Raw genomic sequence first — 17,299 nt, 5'->3', positions numbered from 1 at the left:
TTACTGGATGCGCTTGTCGGACTGGGACTGGGGCGTACCGGCGGAGGCCTGTTCCAGGCCGCGGACGATGGCGCGGCGCGCCAGCTCGATCTTGAAGCCGTTGGTCGCCTGCGGCTTGGCCTCGCGCAGGATCAGGTCGGCGGCCGCCTTGAACGTCTCGCGGGTGGCAGGTTTGCCCTGCAGCAGCGCCTCGGCCTCGGTGTTGCGCCAGGGCTTGTGGGCGACGCCGCCGAGCGCGAGGCGCGCGGTGCGGATCGTTTGCCCGTCGAGTTCGAGCGCGGCGGCGACCGAGACCAGCGCGAAGGCGTAGGAGAGGCGGTCTCGCAACTTCAAGTAGGTGTGGTGCGTGCCGGCAAAGCCGTTGGCCGGCAGATCGATGGCGACGATGATCTCGCCGGGTGCGAGGTTGGTGTCTCGGGAGGGCTCGTCGCCCGGCAGGCGATGGAACTCGGCGAACGGGATCGCGCGGTCGCCCTGCGGCCCGCTCACCTGCACCGTCGCCTCGAGAGCCGCCAGCGCCACGCACATGTCGGAGGGGTGGGTGGCGATGCAGTGCTCGCTGGTGCCGAGGATCGCGTGGATGCGGTCGACGCCGCCGATCGCCGAGCAGCCGGTGCCGGGCTCGCGCTTGTTGCAGGGCGTGGCCGTATCGTAGAAGTAGTAACAGCGAGTGCGCTGCAGCAGGTTTCCGCCGGTGGAGGCCGCGTTGCGCAGCTGCGCCGAGGCGCCGGCCAGGATCGCGTCCGACAGCAGCGGGTAGCGCTCGCGGATCCGCGCATCGTAGGCCAGCGTCGCGTTGGTCACGAGCGCACCGATGCGAAGGCCGCCGTCGCTCTCCTCGATCTTGTCCAGCGGCAGGCGGGTGATGTCGATGAGCTTGCCCGGCCGCTCGACGTCGTACTTCATCAGGTCGATGAGGTTGGTGCCCCCCGCGATGAAGCGGGCCGCCGGGTCGCTGCCCAAAGCCTGCACCGCCTCCGCCACCGTGCTGGGGCGGACGTAATCGAAGCGGTTCATCGGGCGTCTCCCTGGTGCATGACCTCTTCGATGGCATCGACGATGTTGGTGTAGGCGCCGCAGCGGCAGATGTTGCCGCTCATCGCCTCGCGAATCTCGTCTCGGGTCTTGGCATGGCCCTCGTTCATCAGGCCGACCGAGGAGCAGAGCTGGCCCGGCGTGCAGTAGCCGCACTGGAAAGCGTCGTGCTCGACGAAGGCTTCCTGGATCGGGTGGAGGCTGTTCTTGCCCTCGCGCTGGGCGAGGCCGGCGAGCCCCTCGACGGTGGTGATCTCGGCGCCGTCCTTCATCACCGCGAGCGTGAGGCAGGAATTGATGCGCGTGCCGTTCACGAGCACGGTGCAGGCGCCGCACTGGCCGTGGTCGCAGCCCTTCTTGGTGCCGGTGAGATCGAGGCGCTCGCGCAGGAGGTCGAGCAGCGTGGTCCAGGGTGCCACCTGAAGCGCGCGCCGTTCGCCGTTGATGGTGAGCGTGATGCCGATTGTCCCGACGGCCCCGGGCGAACCGCTGTCGATGAGCATGGTGACATCCGTGATGAGGCGCGGTGCCCGCACGGACGACACGCGAGGCTTCGCGGTGGCTGTGCGGAAAGCGCGTCTTGGAAGGGCGCGGGCTCGGGGCCCGCACCGGGTCGTGTCGATAACCATTCCAAGGTGGCCCTGTTCCGCTTCCCTCTTGGGAGGGGCGGTGCACTCCGATCACGGACCGGCGAGGCATGCGAGGACGCTTCCCGGCCGGGTGGCATTCGGCGGCGGGGTTACGTGGAACGCGAAGCTCGGCTAACGCTTCGCGCACGCCGACTTCGAGGAGCCGCCATGGCCGACGCACTCGACCCCGTCCTCAACGACATCGACCGCGATCTGGACAACAGCCTGGAACGGCTGTTCGCGTGGCTGCGTATCCCCTCGATCTCGACGGATTCCGCCTACGCCGGCCATTGCCGCGAGGCGGCGCAGTGGCTCGAAGGAAACCTGACGGCGCTCGGCTTCGAGACCAGCGTCGAGGAGACCTCGCTCCATCCCGTCGTGCTCGCGCATCGCCCGAAGCCGGGGGCGCCGCACGTGCTGTTCTACGGCCATTACGACGTGCAGCCGGTCGATCCGCTGAACCTCTGGACGACGCCGCCCTTCGAGCCGCGCATCGATGAGATGGACGGCACGAAGCGGATCGTCGCCCGCGGCGCATCCGATGACAAGGGTCAGGTGATGACCTTCGTCGAGGCCTGCCGGGCGCATCTCGCCATGAACGGCGATCTGCCGGTCGGCGTCACCATCCTGATCGAGGGGGCCGAGGAGAACGGCTCGCAGGGCCTGCCCGAATGGGTCGAGGCCAACCGCGACCGGCTCAAGGCCGACGTGGCGCTCGTCTGCGACACCGGCATGTGGGACCGCGAGACGCCGCAGATCACCACCTCGCTGCGCGGGCTTGCCTATTACGAAGTGAAGGTGACCTGCGCCGACCGCGACCTCCATTCCGGCTTCTTCGGCGGCGCCGCGGCGAACCCGATCCACGTGCTGTCGCGGATCATCGCCGACCTGCACGATACAGAGGGGCGCGTCACCCTGCCGGGCTTCTACGACGGCGTGCGCGAGCCGCCGCCCGAGTTGCTGGAGCAGTGGCGCGGGCTCGGCCTGACGCCCGAGAAGTTCCTGGGGCCGATCGGTCTCAGGGAGCCGGCGGGCGAGCGCGGGCGCCTGCCGATCGAGCTGATCCAGTCGCGTCCGGCCTGCGACGCCAACGGCATCATCGGCGGCTATACCGGCGAGGGTACCAAGACCGTCATCGCGAGCCAAGCCTCGGCGAAGGTCTCGTTCCGCCTCGTGGACGAGCAAGACCCGGAGCAGCTCTCGAAGACCTTCGAGGCCTTCGTGCGCGCGCGCGTGCCCGCCGACTGCTCGGTCGAGGTGATCTGCTACAAGGGCTCGCGGGCGGTGGCGCTGCCCTACGACATGCCGCAGCTCGCCGCGGCGCAGGCCGCTCTCTCGGCGGAGTGGGGCCGCGCGGCCGTGGCGGTGGGGGCCGGCGGATCGATCCCGATCGTCGGCGATTTCAAGCGCATCCTCGGCCTCGACACCCTGCTGATCGGCTTCGGCCTCGACGACGATCGCATCCACTCGCCCAACGAGAAGTACGAGCTGACGAGCTTCCACAAGGGCACCCGCTCCTGGGCGCGGATTCTCTCGGCACTGGCGCAGGCATAAGCGGCTGCGATGAAGGCGGAAAATCCCACCCGCTCCCCTCATCCCGAGGGGCCCGTGCCAGCGGGCCTCGAAGGATCCTCCAGAAGGCGCGCGGTCCCTGGACAATTCTTCGTGGCCGCTGTGTGGCACCTCAGGGTGAGGCTTTGGGTGGGAGGCTCGGTGGTCTCATCGACCCGCGGCGCGAAGGCATGAGCGCGGCTGCACTGTCGCCGCCGATGGAGAAGCCCGTCCCCGGTCGGCTTGTCGAGGCTGCGCCCGGCGCCTGCGTGCTGCGTTTCCCCCTGCCGCCTTCGCTGCCGATTCCGCTGCACATCGCGGCGCCGGAGAAGGTGCGGCTGGTGACCTGGGTCTTTTCCGGCCTAGAGGCGGGGGCGCCGGACGGGCCTGTCTGTTTGCTCGTGCTCGAAGCGGAGAGCGCCGCCCTGCGCGGGGGCGTGACCCTGGCCACCCACTTCCGCGACCTCGTGGTACGGCCCGAGCCGGCCTCGGGTGATGCCCTGTCTCCGGCCGAACGGACGCTGCTTGCGGGGGCGCTGCTCTCGGCGGGTACGGCCGGGCTCGCGCCGCTCGGATGCCTATTCGGCCTCCTCGAGCCGGCTGTGACCGCGCTGCCGGTCGCCGAGGATGCCCCGGACCTCGCCGAGGGAGAGGGTGGCTGGTCGCTCGGCGGCACCGCGGTGCCGCACGGCCTGCTGTATCGCGTCCGCGCGGGCTGGGGATGCGCCCGGGTCGCGCAGGCGCGCCTGCGCTTCGGCCGGCACCCGCGCCAGCACCTGACGCTCGAAACCCTCTGGGGCGCGGCGCCCGAGGGACTGCCCGAGCGCTCCTTCGCGCTCCACGCCCACGGCTTCACGGCATTGACGACATGGGCCTCCTGATGCCGCTTGAAAGCGCGGAGAGGCCCGCAATCCTCGTCCTCGCGCCGATGCCGGCGGCGCCTGTGAGCGCCGGCAACCGGCGCCGGCTCGCCGCCACCTGCGAGGCGCTGACCCGCGGCGGTTTCGCCATCGACCTCGCCTATTACGCCCACGAGGATCAGATCTACCGCCGCTTCGGCCAGCACCCGCCGACCGATCTTCTGGGTATGGAAGCGGCGTTTCGGAACGTCTTCCTGATCGAGGCCCGCACCGTCATCCCGCTCAAGACGCGTTCGAAGGCGTTCGGGATCGACGAATGGTGCCCCGACGAGGTCGGTGACTTCGTCGCGTGGTATTTTTCGGCCTATCCCGGCACCGGCGCCGCGCTGGTGAACTACGTCTTCCTCTCGCGCGCCCTGGAACGAGTGCCGCCGGGCGTGCTCAAGCTCATCGATACGCACGACCGCTTCGCCGGCCGCCAGAACCAGTACCGGCCGTTCCGGGCCGAGCCGAACTTCTTCTACACCGACGCGGCCGGCGAGGCGGCGGGGCTCACCCGCGCCGACATCGTGCTGGCGATCCAGGCGGCGGAAGCCGACTATTTCGCGAACCTGACCGACCGCCGCGTCCTGCTGCTGCCGCCGCATTTCCCGGCGCAGAAGCCCTTCGCAGGGCCGGAGCGGGTGGTGCGCATCGGCTTCCTCGGCCACGGCAACGACCCGAATCTCTTTTCCATCGGCCGTTTTATCCGCGCTTGGCGCGATGGCTGGACGCCGGACAATCCCGAACTCGTCATCGCCGGCGAGATCTGCCGCAGCCTGTCCGGCGTCGAGGGGCCGGGCGTGCGCCTCCTCGGCTATCTCGACCGGCTGGAGGATTTCTACGCGCAGGCCGACCTCGTCGTGGCACCGATGCTGATGGGGTCCGGGCTCAAGATGAAGGTCGGCGAGGCGCTTTCCTTCGGCCGTCCGGTCATCGGCACGGAGATCGGCCTGGAGGGTTTCGCGCCGGTCGAGCCGGCCCATCGCTGCCGGGACGCGGAGGCGGTGAAGCAGGCGGTGCTGGCCGTGGCCGAGAATGCCGAAGCCCTGACTCGGCTGACGCGGGCGAGCGAGCGGCTGTTCACACGCTACGCCGAGACGGCCTTGGCGGCGGAGGCGCAGTTGATCGCGCTTCTGGAAGCGCACGAACGTGAACGCACATCCCGCTCTCCCCGCCCACGAGGAGAGCGGGATGCTCAACCGGATTCGACCTCGATCGTCGGAGGCGGCCTCGTCCTGACCTGCGAGACGTCTGCCCGCTCCCTACCGGCCGCCGACCCCGACCTCGGCGTGCTGGTCGCCACCGAACGGCGACCCGGACACGGGACGGCGGCGGTCTACACGCCGTTGCGGCACCGCTGGTTCACCCGCGCCGAGGCATCGGCCGCTGGCGATCCGCCGGATCTCGGCGCACTCGACGTCGCCCTCTCGCCCGAATGGGTGCGTGACCGAACCCTGCCGCCGGCTGCCCGCACGGCGCTCGCCCGCGCCTTTGCCCGGATGCAGGCGGATTGGGAAACGGAAGGCCGCATCGTCGGATGCGCGGGGGACCGCCTCGAGATCGCGACCCTGCTGCCCGGCGTGCTCGTCGGCGGCACCCATCCGGCCGCAATCTTCCTGATCACGGGGGAGGGGGCTTCCGAACTGCGCCTGGAGCGGGTCACGCCGCTTCATCGGCGCGAGATCCACGCCTATGCCGACCGAACGGGGCGCCTGCCCGCGCCGCTGCCGGTGAGCCTGTCGCTGCGCGGGACGGCGCCTGCGGGCGAAGGGTGCCTCCTGTTCCTCACCGATGACGGCATCGGCCGGATCACCCTGCCGGAGGAAGCGTGCCTCTCATGAGCGAGACTCCCGCCGTCCCCCAGCTCGACACGGTCGATCCCGGCACCGGCCGCCGCGCGGCGCTGGCCGAAGCGGCGCTGATCTGGGACGCGATCCACCGCAATGGCGTGCGTCTCGTCTTCGCGCCTGAGCCCGATCCCGAAATCTCCATCGTCATCGTCGCCCGCGATGCCCGCCACCTCCTGGCGCTCACCCTCTACCGCCTCTGCGCGGGCCAAAAGCTGGCGGGCGTCCGCTTCGAGGTGGTGCTGGTCGACAATGCCTCGGCACCGGAGACCCGCGCCCTCTACGCGCATCTCGACGGGGTGACGCTGATCGAGAACGCCACCAACACCGGCTTCGGCCCCGCCTGCAATGCCGGCGCGGCGCGGGCGCGGGGGCGCTTCATCCTGTTCCTCAACCCCGATGTCGACCTCCTGCCCGGTGCCTTGGCGGCGATGGTCGCGGCCTTCCGCGATCACGAGGGCACCGGCATCGTCGGCGCCCGCCTCGTCTTCCCAGGCGGCGTGCTGCAGGAATCCGGCGCGGGGTTTCGCGACGACGCGGGGCTCACTCACCCCCACGGTCGCGGCAACGCCGACCCCTTCGCCCCGAAGCACGCCGCCACCCGCGATGTCGGCTACGTCTCGGGCGCCGTACTGATGATCGACCGGGCCCTGTTCAAGGCGCTCGGCGGCTTCGATCCGCTCTTCGCGCCGGCCTATTTCGAGGACACGGATCTCTGCCTGCGCTGCCATCAGGCCGGGCGTCGCGTCATCGTGCAGCCGCGGGCGGTCGCGATCCACTACGAGAACGCCACCAGCGCCCGCCGCGAGGACGTGGAGGCGCTGCTCGACCGCAACCGCGCCCGCTTCCTCGATCGCCACCGCTCAAGCCTGTTCGCGCAGGGGCCGCAGCCGCGCGGCTCCGGCCTCCTCGACCACGATCCCTGGCGCCTACGGGTGCTCTACGTCGACGACCGGGTGCCGCATCTCGATCTCGGCGCCGGCCTGCCGCGGGCCAACGCCATCCTCAACGCCATGGCAGAGCTCGGCTACGCCGTGACCTTCTTCCCGAATTACGAGGCGGATGCCGAGGAGGCGCAGCGCTACCGCGACCTCGATGAGCGCATCGAGATTTCTTACGCCAGCGGCGACGACGGCTTTGCCCGCCTGATCGCCGAACGGCGCGACCATTACGACGTGCTCTGGGTGAGCCGCCCGCACAACATCCTGTTCGTCACCCAGGCGCTGCACGCCGCCGGGCTCGATCCGCGCGGCTTCGTGCGCTCGCGGGTGATCTTCGATTCGGAGGCCCTGTTCGCGCTGCGCGACTTCGTGACCGAGGCCGCGAGCACGGGCAGCGCGACTGCCGCGGATCTGGCATGGCAGGCGGAGCGCGAGACACGCCTGTTCGGGCTCGCCGACGCGGTGGTCTGCGTCTCGCCCGCCGAGGCGCGGGTGCTCGCCCGCTACAGCGCCTGCAACGCCACCGTCCTCGGCCACGCCCTGACCCCGCCGGAGGCACCGACGCCGGATTTTTCCCAGCGCGCGGGCTTCGTCTTCGTCGGCGCGCTCGCCCGCGAGGGCCAGCCCAACGTCGATTCCCTCGACTGGTTTTTCGAGCAGGTCTGGTCGCTCGTGCGCGCGGCGCTGCCGGGGGCGGCACTGACGATCGTCGGCGGCATCGCGCCGGAGATCCGGGAGCGCTACGCGCGCGAGCCGGGCGTGGAGGTGACCGGCCGAGTGCCGCAGACCGAGCCCTTCCTCGACGCCGCCCGCGTCTTCCTGGCCCCGACGCGCTTCGCCGCCGGCATTCCGCACAAGGTTCACGAGGCGGTGGCACGGGGGCTCCCCTGCGTCGTCACGCCGATTCTCGCCGATCAGGTCGGCTGGACGGACGGAACCGGCTTCCTCGTGCGTGACTGGCGCGACCCGAAACCCTTCGCCGCGGCGCTGGTGGCGCTGCACGAGGACGCCGCGTTGTGGGACTCGGTCCAAGCGACGGGGTTCGAAACCATCGCCGCGGATTGCGACGCCGGCGCCTTTACCGCGTCGATCCGCTCGCTCTGCGAGGCGCAGGTGGTGGCATGAGCGCGTCGCCCCTCGCCCGCCTCGTCGGCCTCGCCACCGGTGCCTTGCGCCGCGCCGTGATCGGCCGCGTGCCGAAGCTGTTTGATGCCGACTATTATCGTGAGCGCAATCCGGGCGTGGCGCGCAGCGGCCTCGACCCCTTCCTGCATTACGCGTGGTTCGGCGCCCGCCGGGACCGCAATCCGAGCGCGGATTTCGACACCGCCTTCTACCGCCGCCAGAGCGGCCGGACCCGACTCGATCCGGTCCGCCATTATGGGCAGATCGGCGCGGCGCAGGGCCTCGACCCGAGCCCCGGCTTCAGCACCAGCCTCTATCTCGCCCGCTACCCCGACGTGGTCGCGGCGGGGATCAACCCACTTCTGCATTTCCGCACCGACGGCCAACGGGAGGGCCGCGAGGCGGCACCCTCACCGATCGAGCCCGACCGCCTGCGGGCGCTCAACGGCGTGGCGGAGGATCACACCCGCACCCTGCCCGAAGCCGGGGGCGGGCGCTTCGTTCTGACGCTGCTGCGGGACAGCCCCCTCGATCGTGGGGCGGAGTTCGCACCGCGCTTCTGCCTCCAGCTCTGCGTCGACGGCGTCGAGTACGACGCCCTGCTCGACGCCTTCCGCGCTTTCGAGGCCGGTTCGCAGGCCGCGCTCGCTCTGGAGATCGACACAGGCGCCGGCCCGCACCCGCCGATGCCGACCCAACTTCTCGCCTTCGAGCGCTGCTTCATCGCGCGCTCGGGCGACGGCCGGGTGCTGGGCCTGCGCTACGCCGAGTTGCGGGCCTGGGACCTGCGCCTCAAGCGCCCCGGTGTGGCGGCCGTGTTTTCCGGCGGCCATTTTTCCGCTCGGTCGCTCGCGACGGGGGAGGGGTGGCCCATTCCCTGAGGCGGATTTCGGGAAACGGCGGCGGCGACACGGGTTCCTCAGCCGAAGAACGCGAGCAGGGATCGCCACCATGAGCATCGATGACCATCAACCGCGCGAGGAGCGCCCCGACTCGACCGGCCCCAACGCCCGGCCGCGCGACACCACCATCGGCCAGACCGGCGAGGGCATCCCCGACGATAGCGGGCAGCCGGTGCGGGTCGACGAGGCCGAGGCCAAGCGGATCGAGGAGAAGATCCGGGCGCTTTAGTGTCTCTCGCAAAACTCCCGCCGCGCTGTCGTCGCCGGAGCGAAAACGGTCGGTGACCGGGAGTTTTGTGAGGCACTCTTAGCCTCCGTGCAAAGCGATTCCGTGATGTCGCGGCCTGGATTGCTGCGGCTCCGCCTCGCAATGACGGCGAGGAAGACCCAAACCGTCATTGCGAGCATCAGCGAAGCAATCCGGCAGCGCGACGGCCGAAGGGTTTCGCGTTGTGGTCTCAGCCTCAGACCAAATCCGGTTGATCCCCCTCGGGAGGACGGATTTGGCCGTCGCGCAAGCCTCGCGCGGGCTGAGCGGTACGCTCCCGCTCGGATCAAACGGAGAGCGGATCAGGCTATTCCGAGAGCGGTCCGGTGCCGGGCTCGGCTTCGGCTGCAGCCGCGTCCGATTCTCCGGCCTGCGCCTCCACGACCGCCGCCGCGGTGACGTTGACGATGCCGCGGGCCGTGACCGAAGGCGTGAGGATGTGCGCGGGCTTGGCCGGGCCGATCAGCAGGGGACCGACCGGAAGCGCGTCGGCGAGCACCTTGGCGAACTGGAAGGCGATGTTGGCGGCATCCAGGTTCGGGAAAACGAGGATGTTGGCTGCACCCTTCCAATTCGAACTCGGCAGCACGCGGTCGCGGATGAGCTCGGACAGCGCCGAATCCGCCTGCATCTCGCCATCGGCCTGAAGCTCGGGCGCGCGGCTCCGGATCAGTCCGAGCGCGCGACGCATCTTCATCGACGATTCCGAATCCGACTGACCGAAATCGGAGTGGCTCAGCAGCGCGATCTTCGGGGTCAGGCCGAAGCGGCCGACATGGTTCGCGCAGGCGATGGCCACGTCGGCGATCTCCTCCGCGCTCGGGTTCTGCCGGACATGGGTGTCGGCCAAGAAGTAGGCGCCCTTCTTCGTGACGATGAGGCTCATCGCGGCGAAGTCGATGGAATCGGGCGAGAGCCCGATCACGTCGCGGATTACCCGCAGGCGCGTCTCGAACCGGCCTTCCAGGCCGCAGATCAGCGCATCCGCCTCGCCACGGCGGACCGCCAGGGCCGCGATCACCGTGTTGTTGGTGCGCACCAGCGTCCGGGCGAGATCGGGCGTGATGCCGCGCCGCCCGGCCACTTCGAGATAGGTGGCGACGTAATCGCGGTAGCGCGGATCGTCCTCGGGATCGATCAGGTCGAAATGCTCGCCGTGCCTGAGGTCGAGGCCGAAACGCTTGATGCGGGTCTCGATCACCCGCGGGCGCCCAACCAGGATCGGTCGTGCCACCTGGTCCTCGACGACGGCTTGGGCCGCCCGCAGCACTCGCTCGTCCTCGCCCTCGGCGTAGATGACGCGTTTCGGGGCGGCCTTCGCCTTCGAGAAGAGCGGCTTCATGATGAAGCCGGAGCGGTGCACGAAGCGGTCGAGCGATTCGGTGTAGGCTTGGATGTCCTCGACCGGACGCCCGGCGACGCCGGAATCCATCGCCGCCTTGGCAACGGCAGGCGCGATGCGCAGGATCAGGCGCGGATCGAACGGGCTCGGGATCAGCGAGCGCGGCCCGAACGGGCGGGCCTCGCCGCCATAGGCACGCGCCACCACATCGGAGGGCGCCTCGCGGGCCAGCGCCGCGATCGCCTTCACCGCAGCCTTCTTCATCTCCTCGTTGATCTTGTGGGCGCCGACGTCCAGCGCACCGCGGAAGATGTAGGGGAAGCAGAGGACGTTGTTGACCTGATTGGGGAAGTCCGAGCGCCCGGTGCAGATCATCGCGTCCGGTCGCGCCTGCTCGGCGAGATCCGGCATGATCTCCGGGTAGGGGTTGGCGAGCGCCATGATGAGCGGCTTCTCGGCCATTTTCTCGAGATATTCGGGCTTCAGCACGCCGCCCGCCGAGAGGCCGATGAACACGTCGGCGCCGGGAATCACCTCGGCCAGCGTCCGCGCCTCGGTGTCTTGGGCGTAGACGTCCTTCCAGCGGTCCATCAGTTCGGCGCGGCCCTTGTAGACCACGCCCTTGATGTCGGTGACGGTGATGTTCTCGCGGGCCGCGCCGAGGGAGACCAGGAGGTTGAGGCAGGCCAGCGCCGCCGCGCCCGCGCCGGAGGTGACGATCTTGGCGTCGGAAAGCTGCTTGCCGGCGAGTTCCAGCGCGTTGAGGACAGCCGCCGCGACGATGATCGCCGTGCCGTGCTGGTCGTCGTGGAAGACCGGAATGTTCATCCGCTCCCGGCAACGCTCCTCGACCTCGAAGCACTCGGGCGCCTTGATGTCTTCGAGGTTGATGCCGCCGAAGGTCGGCTCCAGGGAGCAGACGACGTCGACGAGTTTGTCGACGTCCTTCTGATCGACCTCAATGTCGAAGACGTCGATCCCGGCGAACTTCTTGAACAGGACCGCCTTGCCCTCCATCACCGGCTTCGAGGCGAGCGGGCCGATATCGCCGAGGCCGAGCACCGCGGTCCCGTTCGAGAGCACCGCGACGAGGTTCTGGCGGATGGTGAGGGTGGCGGCTTCCTGCGGGTCGTCGTGGATCGCCATGCAGGCGGCGGCGACGCCGGGGGAGTAGGCCAGCGCGAGGTCGCGCTGGTTGCCGAGCGGTTTGGTCGCCTGGATCTCGAGCTTTCCGGGTTTCGGCAGTCGATGGTAGACGAGCGCCCCGGACTTCAGATCCTCGGACATATTGTCGGCCATGGCGATGCCGTCCTCTTCCGCTCGTTCTTGCGCGCCCGCACCCTCGTCTTCCAGGGGGCGCTGTTGAGGCATCTGTTGCAACGGCTGAAGCGGGGGCGCAACCCGCACAACGAGACCCGGCTCCACCTCGAAAAGCTGGCCCGGCGCTGGAATTTCACAATCGGCGCATACTCTTACGGCAGGCCCAAGGTGCGCTTCCCCGAATCCGGGCGGCGGCTGACGATCGGCCGGTATTGTTCCATCGCGGATCGGGTCGAGATCCTGCTCGGCGGCGATCACCGTCTGGATTGGGTCTCGACCTATCCGTTCGCGGCGATGTCCGGGCTGTGGCCGGGGGCCGAGGCGCCTGAGGATTACCACGCCTCGCGCGGCGACGTGACCATCGGGCACGACGTCTGGCTCGGCTCGGGCTGCATGATCTTGTCGGGGATCACCGTCGGCCACGGCGCCGTGGTGGCCGCCCACGCCGTCGTCACGCGCGATGTTCCGCCCTACGCCGTCGTCGCCGGCAACCCGGCTCGGATCGTGCGGCGCCGCTTCGACGAGGCGACGAGCGCCGCGCTGGTCGAGACCGCGTGGTGGGATTTTCCGCATGCGACGGTGATGCGCTGGATTCCGCTCCTGCAGAGCGGCCGGGTGGAGGAACTGATCGCGGCGGTCAGGTCCGAGCGCGCCGTTGCGGGACCGCCCTGATTGCCGTAACCGGCCGGCTCGATTTCCAGGAAGCCACGACTCATGTCCGATACGCTCCCCGACCGCCTCTCGGTGAACCCGAACAGCCCCTATTACGACGAGGCGGTCCTCGCCCGCGGCGTCGGCATTCGCTTCAAGGGCGTCGAGAAGACCAATGTCGAGGAATACTGCGTCAGCGAGGGCTGGGTGCGGCTGTCGGCCGGCAAGGCCCTCGACCGGGCCGGAAACCCGATGACGGTGAAGCTCAAGGGTCCGGTCGAGCCGTATTTCCGCGAGGAGCCGGGCGAGGCCTGATTCGACGGTGTCGATGCCGGCGGGACGTGACGGACGCTGCAGGAAGCAGCGATTCGGCTTGGCCGTCCTGATCGGCCTGCTTCCGTTCCCGGTCATGGCCGAGGGTTTTGCCGTCCGCGACCTCACCTCGGTTGCCGCCGAAGCGAAGGCGGTGCTGGGAGGCCGTTACGCAACGCGCGCCGAGGCGGCTCGGCTGACACTCCTTTGCAGCGAATGCGAGGGGGCTCCGATGATCGACGTGCTGCTCGGGCGGCAGACTGACGGCACGGAGGAGCGCGTCCGCTCGGGGCAGACGCCGGTCGCCCGCCTGGAGGCGCTCTGCCGGCAGCGCAATCCGGAATGCCGGCTTACCGGCCTGTCGGTGGCTCCGGCGGTCGGATGGATCAGCCTCTACCGCACGGGAGCGATGGCGGGCGCGACCGCGATCGTCCTGCGCGACGGCGATCTCCTGACGATCCGCTCCCTGGCCGGCGACGCCGCTACGGCCTCCCGCAACGCACGGATCCTCGTCGAAACGCTCGCTCCGCGGATCGTCGGACCTTGAAACGAAAGAACCCCGCCGGAGCGGGGTTCGCACGCGTTCGAGGTCGGGCGGATCAGACCGCCATGCGGTCCTCGCCTTCCATCGGCTCGCGCAGCACGTAGCCGCGGCCCCAAACGGTCTCGATGTAGTTCTTGCCCTCGGAGGCATTGGCGAGCTTCTTGCGCAGCTTGCAGATGAACACGTCGATGATCTTCAGTTCCGGCTCGTCCATGCCGCCGTAGAGATGGTTCAGGAACATCTCCTTGGTGAGCGTCGTGCCCTTCCGGAGCGAGAGGAGTTCCAGCATCTGGTACTCCTTGCCGGTGAGGTGCACCCGCGAGCCGGAGACCTCGACGGTCTTCTGGTCGAGGTTCACGATCAGGTCGCCGGTGGTGATGACCGACTGGGCATGACCCTTCGAGCGGCGCACGATGGCATGGATGCGGGCCACCAGCTCGTCCTTGTGGAACGGCTTGGTGAGGTAGTCGTCGGCGCCGAAGCCGAGGCCCTTCACCTTGTCCTCGATGCCGGCCATGCCCGACAGGATCAGGATCGGGGTCTTCACCTTGGCGACGCGCAAGGAGCGCAGCACCTCGTAGCCCGACATGTCAGGCAGGTTCAGATCCAGAAGGATGATGTCGTAATCGTAGAGTTTTCCGAGATCGACGCCCTCTTCGCCGAGGTCGGTCGTGTAGGTGTTGAAGTTCTCGGACTTCAGCATCAACTCGATGCTCTGCGCCGTCGCGCTGTCGTCCTCGATCAGAAGTACGCGCATCGTGATCCCCACCGGACAGGCCGTTTCGGGGCGCTTGAGACAAGCTGCCGCCGGTCGTCCGCCGACGGCCCCGGCGGACGCTCCCTCATTCCCACTTTCGAAACGCTATTCCTTAACCGTTAACAAAAGCCGAATCCCGCTTGCAAGCACTGTCTCTTTCGAGTCCGAGACCGATTCTCGTCGGGGTTGGCGATCTGTTCTCCCTCCCCACCGGCTTTCTCGAGGCGGCGCATGAGCGCTCCCGGCTAACCCCTTCTTTTCCCAAGGGTTGACGATCCTGTTGCCGAAAGGAGACGGAGGCGTTTCGTCGCCTTTCCATTTTCCGTGATCGGCGATCCGGCCTCTGGAACAGTGGCGGAGAACCTTGGCGAGCGACCCGGCGGTGTTAAGACATCGGCCGGATCGGTGGCGGACAGCGGTTAACGAGGTCAGGGCAAATGACGCAGGAGCGCGGCTCCGGGGGGCTGGCGGCGGCGCTCGCCGCGCTCTCGACCGTCGAGACTCTGGAAACCTTCGGCCGAGTGACGGCGATCCGCGGCCTCCTGGTCGAGGTGGCCGGGCCGGTCTCCGCCATGCGGCTCGGCGGCCGCATCGACGTGGTGGTGGAGAGTGGCGGAGCCTCGGCGGCGACCGTGCCGTGCGAGGTGATCGGCTTTGCCGGAGACCGCGCGCTCGCCATGCCCTTCGGCTCCCTGGAAGGGGTGCGCCGCGGCTGTCCGGCCCTGGTGCGCGACGAGGCGGCGGGCGCGATCCGTCCTTCGAACGCGTGGCTCGGACGCACGGTCGATGCCCTCGGGCGGCCCATCGACGGTCTCGGGCCGCTGGCGCAGGGGCCCGCGATCTATTCCCTGCGAGCCGATCCTCCCCCCGCGCACGGCCGGAGGCGGGTCGGGCCGCCGCTCGATCTCGGCGTGCGCTGCATCAACACCTTTCTCACCATGTGCCGCGGGCAGCGCATGGGCATCTTCGCCGGTTCCGGCGTCGGCAAGTCGGTGCTGTTGTCGATGCTCGCGCGCTACACCGCCGCCGACGTGGCGGTGATCGGCCTCGTCGGCGAGCGCGGACGCGAGGTGCAGGAATTCCTGCAGGACGATCTCGGCGCGGCGGGGCTCGCGCGCTCCGTCGTGGTGGTGGCGACCTCTGACGAGCCGGTGCTGATGCGCCGCAACGCGGCTTACGTGACGCTCGCCATCGCCGAATATTTCCGCGATCAGGGCGCGCAGGTCCTGTGCATGATCGACTCGATCACGCGCTTCGCCATGGCCCAGCGCGATATCGGCTTGGCCGGCGGCGAGCCGCCCACCGCCAAGGGCTACACGCCGACCGTCTTTTCCGAATTGCCGCGCCTGCTCGAACGGGCGGGGCCAGGGGTGGGGGAGGGGGCGATCTCCGGCCTGTTCACCGTGCTCGTCGAGGGCGACGACCATAACGAGCCGGTGGCGGACGCGGTGCGCGGCATCCTCGACGGCCATATCGTCATGGAGCGACGCGTTGCCGAGCAGGGGCGCTATCCGGCGATCAACGTGCTGCGCTCGGTCTCGCGTACCATGCCGCGGGCCTGCGACCCCGCGCATCTTCCCACCGTCCGCCGGGCGCGAAAGGTGCTCGCGACCTATGCCGACATGGAGGAGCTGATCCGGCTCGGCGCCTACCGGGCCGGGTCGTCGCCGGAGGTGGACGAGGCGGTGGCCCTCATGCCGGATCTGACGGCTTTTCTGGGGCAGGGTAAGGAAGAAGCAACCTCCATCGGCGAGGGTTACGCTCGGTTGGCCGCCATCGTCGGCGGCGGGTGAGGCGGCTTCGAAAGCGCGTCGGGTCGTGGTCCGGAAGGACCACGTCACCGATCGGGCCGCTTTCCAGCGTAGCGTGGAGTGGATGGCCCGACATGAAATCGCGTGACACGCTGATCCGGCTGCGTCGGTTCCAGGTGGACGAGAAGCGCCGCCGGGTCGCCCAGATCGAGATGATGATGGCCGACTTCAACCGCATGGCGGCCGAGCTCGACCGCGAGGTCGCCCAGGAGGAGGCCCGCGCCGGCATCTCCGACCCGGCCCATTTCGCCTACCCGACCTATGCCCGCGCCGCGACAGGCCGCCGGGACAACATGCGCCAGTCGGCCGCCGCCCTGGAGGGTCAGCTCGCCGAGGCCAAGGCCGAGCTCGGCGAGGCGTTCGAGGAATTGAAGAAGGTCGAGATTCTGGAGGATCGTGAGCGCTCCGCCGAGCGCGCGGCCGAGGCCGCCCGCGAGCAAGCGGAGATGGACGCGATCGGACTGCGGGCGCGGGCCTGACCGTCGCCGGCCGGTTCGGTGACAGCGTCGGCGGCCCATGACGCCGCCGCCGCGGCACCTGTTCGCAACCCCGCGGACGCCCCTGGGAGTGAGTCGGCATGCCGGCCGACTCCTGACGGTGTCGAGGCATGGGGAACCGGGAAGCGGAAGTAAAGTTCTAACCTATGTAGCTGGCATTGGGCCGCGATCTCGCGCGCTCCGCTTCTTCATAGGTGCGAGATGCTGCAGTCCGGAACCAAGATCTTGCTCGTGGCACTCGTCGCCGGCCTCGCGCCCACGGCTGCGTCGGCGCAGAACGTGATCGCTCTGGATGGCAGCGGCTCTCAGGCGATCGTGTCCGCTGCGGGTGACGCGTCACCAACGGCAGCGACCCGGAACGTGATCACGCCGGACGGAATGGGCTATCGGGTCGATGTGTTCGGCGCATCGCCTGGTTCGCGTGTCGTGGTTGCGCAGAACCTCATCACTCCCAACGGCGCGGCACCCGTTCCGAACGTGAATGACTGCACCTTCATCCGGGATCCGATCGCCCTTCGCGACTGCATCAATCTCTACGAGGGACAGCGCTTGGCACCGGGGCCGCGGAGCGGCGCACTGCGGCCGGGCCTGATTACCGACGAAAGTCTCATCGATGCCGCGGGCCCCATTCCCGGCTCGATCAAAGGCCGGCCCGGCAGCAACCGGGACCGTGTGAGTGTTCCCGAGCCGAGCCGATCCGATGCCGCCTACATCGATCAGGTCACGCGGCCGCGCTAGCGCATCGTCTCGAAGGCTGCTCATCGGCTTTCGGAAGAAGACGATGCGAAAATGAGCAGCGTGCGCCTCGCCCCTGCCGGCCGCACGGAATCCGCATCCGCCCGCTTTCTTCGGCATGAAACCGTCA

General features: G+C 69.1%; 16 protein-coding genes. 12 read left to right on the top strand and 4 right to left on the bottom strand.

What is annotated here, in order from left to right; all coding sequences use genetic code 11:
• Together LPC10_RS04065 and LPC10_RS04060 are read right to left on the bottom strand one after the other, a co-directional pair.
• Entirely contained in the window at positions 1–1,017 is a 1,017-nt protein-coding gene (locus tag LPC10_RS04065) for a xanthine dehydrogenase family protein subunit M (RefSeq protein WP_231345570.1), read from the bottom strand.
• Positions 1,014–1,538 (bottom strand): (2Fe-2S)-binding protein, encoded by a 525-nt coding sequence (locus tag LPC10_RS04060; RefSeq protein WP_056501342.1) that lies wholly within the window; start codon positions 1,536–1,538, stop codon positions 1,014–1,016. The genes LPC10_RS04065 and LPC10_RS04060 overlap by 4 nt, the downstream gene beginning before the upstream one ends.
• A 294-nt stretch (positions 1,539–1,832) precedes the next feature.
• Here LPC10_RS04060 and LPC10_RS04055 point away from each other — a divergent pair, with 294 nt between their 5' ends.
• The 6 genes from LPC10_RS04055 to LPC10_RS04030 all read left to right on the top strand — a co-directional run bounded on the left by LPC10_RS04055 (position 1,833) and on the right by LPC10_RS04030 (position 9,161).
• Positions 1,833–3,218: a M20/M25/M40 family metallo-hydrolase gene (locus LPC10_RS04055; protein WP_231345569.1), complete on the top strand. Its 1,386-nt coding sequence runs from the start codon at positions 1,833–1,835 to the stop codon at positions 3,216–3,218.
• A 188-nt stretch (positions 3,219–3,406) separates the two neighbouring features.
• The gene (locus LPC10_RS04050; RefSeq protein WP_231345568.1) at positions 3,407–4,096 is read left to right on the top strand and encodes a hypothetical protein; all 690 of its coding nucleotides are present in this window, start codon (positions 3,407–3,409) and stop codon (positions 4,094–4,096) included.
• Positions 4,096–5,958 carry a glycosyltransferase gene (locus tag LPC10_RS04045; protein ID WP_231345567.1) on the top strand — a complete coding sequence of 621 codons (1,863 nt, stop codon included), beginning with the start codon at positions 4,096–4,098 and terminating at the stop codon, positions 5,956–5,958. Before LPC10_RS04050 ends, LPC10_RS04045 begins: the two co-directional genes overlap by 1 nt.
• Positions 5,955–8,030 carry a glycosyltransferase gene (locus LPC10_RS04040; protein ID WP_231345566.1) on the top strand — a complete coding sequence of 692 codons (2,076 nt, stop codon included), beginning with the start codon at positions 5,955–5,957 and terminating at the stop codon, positions 8,028–8,030. The genes LPC10_RS04045 and LPC10_RS04040 overlap by 4 nt, the downstream gene beginning before the upstream one ends.
• Positions 8,027–8,911: a hypothetical protein gene (locus LPC10_RS04035; protein WP_231345565.1), complete on the top strand. Its 885-nt coding sequence runs from the start codon at positions 8,027–8,029 to the stop codon at positions 8,909–8,911. The genes LPC10_RS04040 and LPC10_RS04035 overlap by 4 nt, the downstream gene beginning before the upstream one ends.
• 70 nt (positions 8,912–8,981) lie before the next feature.
• The gene (locus tag LPC10_RS04030) at positions 8,982–9,161 is read left to right on the top strand and encodes a hypothetical protein (protein WP_231345564.1); all 180 of its coding nucleotides are present in this window, start codon (positions 8,982–8,984) and stop codon (positions 9,159–9,161) included.
• A gap of 346 nt (positions 9,162–9,507) precedes the next feature.
• Here the strand turns inward: LPC10_RS04030 and LPC10_RS04025 are convergent, their stop codons facing one another.
• Entirely contained in the window at positions 9,508–11,841 is a 2,334-nt protein-coding gene (locus LPC10_RS04025; protein WP_305080639.1) for an NADP-dependent malic enzyme, read from the bottom strand.
• Positions 11,842–11,916: 75 nt separating this feature from the next.
• Here LPC10_RS04025 and LPC10_RS04020 point away from each other — a divergent pair, with 75 nt between their 5' ends.
• From LPC10_RS04020 to LPC10_RS04010, 3 genes are read left to right on the top strand one after another with little or no spacing between them, the layout of a single operon-like run.
• Complete coding sequence (locus LPC10_RS04020; protein ID WP_231345563.1) at positions 11,917–12,534, top strand: CatB-related O-acetyltransferase; 618 nt, start codon at positions 11,917–11,919, stop codon at positions 12,532–12,534.
• Positions 12,535–12,576: 42 nt separating this feature from the next.
• Complete coding sequence (locus LPC10_RS04015; protein WP_231345562.1) at positions 12,577–12,828, top strand: DUF3297 family protein; 252 nt, start codon at positions 12,577–12,579, stop codon at positions 12,826–12,828.
• Positions 12,829–12,886: 58 nt separating this feature from the next.
• Positions 12,887–13,372, top strand: coding sequence for a hypothetical protein (locus tag LPC10_RS04010; RefSeq protein ID WP_231345561.1), 486 nt, complete (start codon positions 12,887–12,889; stop codon positions 13,370–13,372).
• Positions 13,373–13,424: 52 nt separating this feature from the next.
• Here LPC10_RS04010 and ctrA read toward each other — a convergent pair whose 3' ends face one another.
• A complete protein-coding gene (ctrA, locus tag LPC10_RS04005; protein ID WP_108942776.1) occupies positions 13,425–14,126 on the bottom strand; it encodes a response regulator transcription factor CtrA in 702 nt (233 codons plus the stop codon).
• Between the two features lie 437 nt (positions 14,127–14,563).
• Between ctrA and fliI the strand changes: the two genes are divergently transcribed.
• The 3 genes from fliI (at position 14,564) to LPC10_RS03990 (ending at position 17,172) form a co-directional block, all read left to right on the top strand.
• On the top strand, positions 14,564–15,919 hold the full coding sequence (fliI, locus tag LPC10_RS04000; RefSeq protein WP_231345560.1) for a flagellar protein export ATPase FliI: 1,356 nt from the start codon (positions 14,564–14,566) through the stop codon (positions 15,917–15,919).
• Positions 15,920–16,011: 92 nt separating this feature from the next.
• A complete protein-coding gene (gene fliJ, locus LPC10_RS03995; protein ID WP_012452679.1) occupies positions 16,012–16,416 on the top strand; it encodes a flagellar export protein FliJ in 405 nt (134 codons plus the stop codon).
• 249 nt (positions 16,417–16,665) lie between these two features.
• Positions 16,666–17,172: a hypothetical protein gene (locus LPC10_RS03990; protein ID WP_231345559.1), complete on the top strand. Its 507-nt coding sequence runs from the start codon at positions 16,666–16,668 to the stop codon at positions 17,170–17,172.
• Positions 17,173–17,299 lie beyond the last annotated feature (127 nt).

This window comes from Methylorubrum sp. B1-46 (assembly GCF_021117295.1).
Classification (GTDB): domain Bacteria; phylum Pseudomonadota; class Alphaproteobacteria; order Rhizobiales; family Beijerinckiaceae; genus Methylobacterium.
This window is presented reverse-complemented; position numbering and strand designations above follow the sequence as displayed.

Bases quoted from the DNA above. Each gene is read 5' to 3' on its own strand.
- LPC10_RS04065 (WP_231345570.1), bottom strand. From the start codon at position 1,017: ATGAACCGCTTCGATTACGTCCGCCCCAGCACGGTGGCGGAGGCGGTG.
- LPC10_RS04060 (WP_056501342.1), bottom strand. From the start codon at position 1,538: ATGCTCATCGACAGCGGTTCGCCCGGGGCCGTCGGGACAATCGGCATC.
- LPC10_RS04055 (WP_231345569.1), top strand. From the start codon at position 1,833: ATGGCCGACGCACTCGACCCCGTCCTCAACGACATCGACCGCGATCTG.
- LPC10_RS04050 (WP_231345568.1), top strand. From the start codon at position 3,407: ATGAGCGCGGCTGCACTGTCGCCGCCGATGGAGAAGCCCGTCCCCGGT.
- LPC10_RS04045 (WP_231345567.1), top strand. From the start codon at position 4,096: ATGCCGCTTGAAAGCGCGGAGAGGCCCGCAATCCTCGTCCTCGCGCCG.
- LPC10_RS04040 (WP_231345566.1), top strand. From the start codon at position 5,955: ATGAGCGAGACTCCCGCCGTCCCCCAGCTCGACACGGTCGATCCCGGC.
- LPC10_RS04035 (WP_231345565.1), top strand. From the start codon at position 8,027: ATGAGCGCGTCGCCCCTCGCCCGCCTCGTCGGCCTCGCCACCGGTGCC.
- LPC10_RS04030 (WP_231345564.1), top strand. From the start codon at position 8,982: ATGAGCATCGATGACCATCAACCGCGCGAGGAGCGCCCCGACTCGACC.
- LPC10_RS04025 (WP_305080639.1), bottom strand. From the start codon at position 11,841: ATGGCCGACAATATGTCCGAGGATCTGAAGTCCGGGGCGCTCGTCTAC.
- LPC10_RS04015 (WP_231345562.1), top strand. From the start codon at position 12,577: ATGTCCGATACGCTCCCCGACCGCCTCTCGGTGAACCCGAACAGCCCC.
- ctrA (WP_108942776.1), bottom strand. From the start codon at position 14,126: ATGCGCGTACTTCTGATCGAGGACGACAGCGCGACGGCGCAGAGCATC.
- fliI (WP_231345560.1), top strand. From the start codon at position 14,564: ATGACGCAGGAGCGCGGCTCCGGGGGGCTGGCGGCGGCGCTCGCCGCG.
- fliJ (WP_012452679.1), top strand. From the start codon at position 16,012: ATGAAATCGCGTGACACGCTGATCCGGCTGCGTCGGTTCCAGGTGGAC.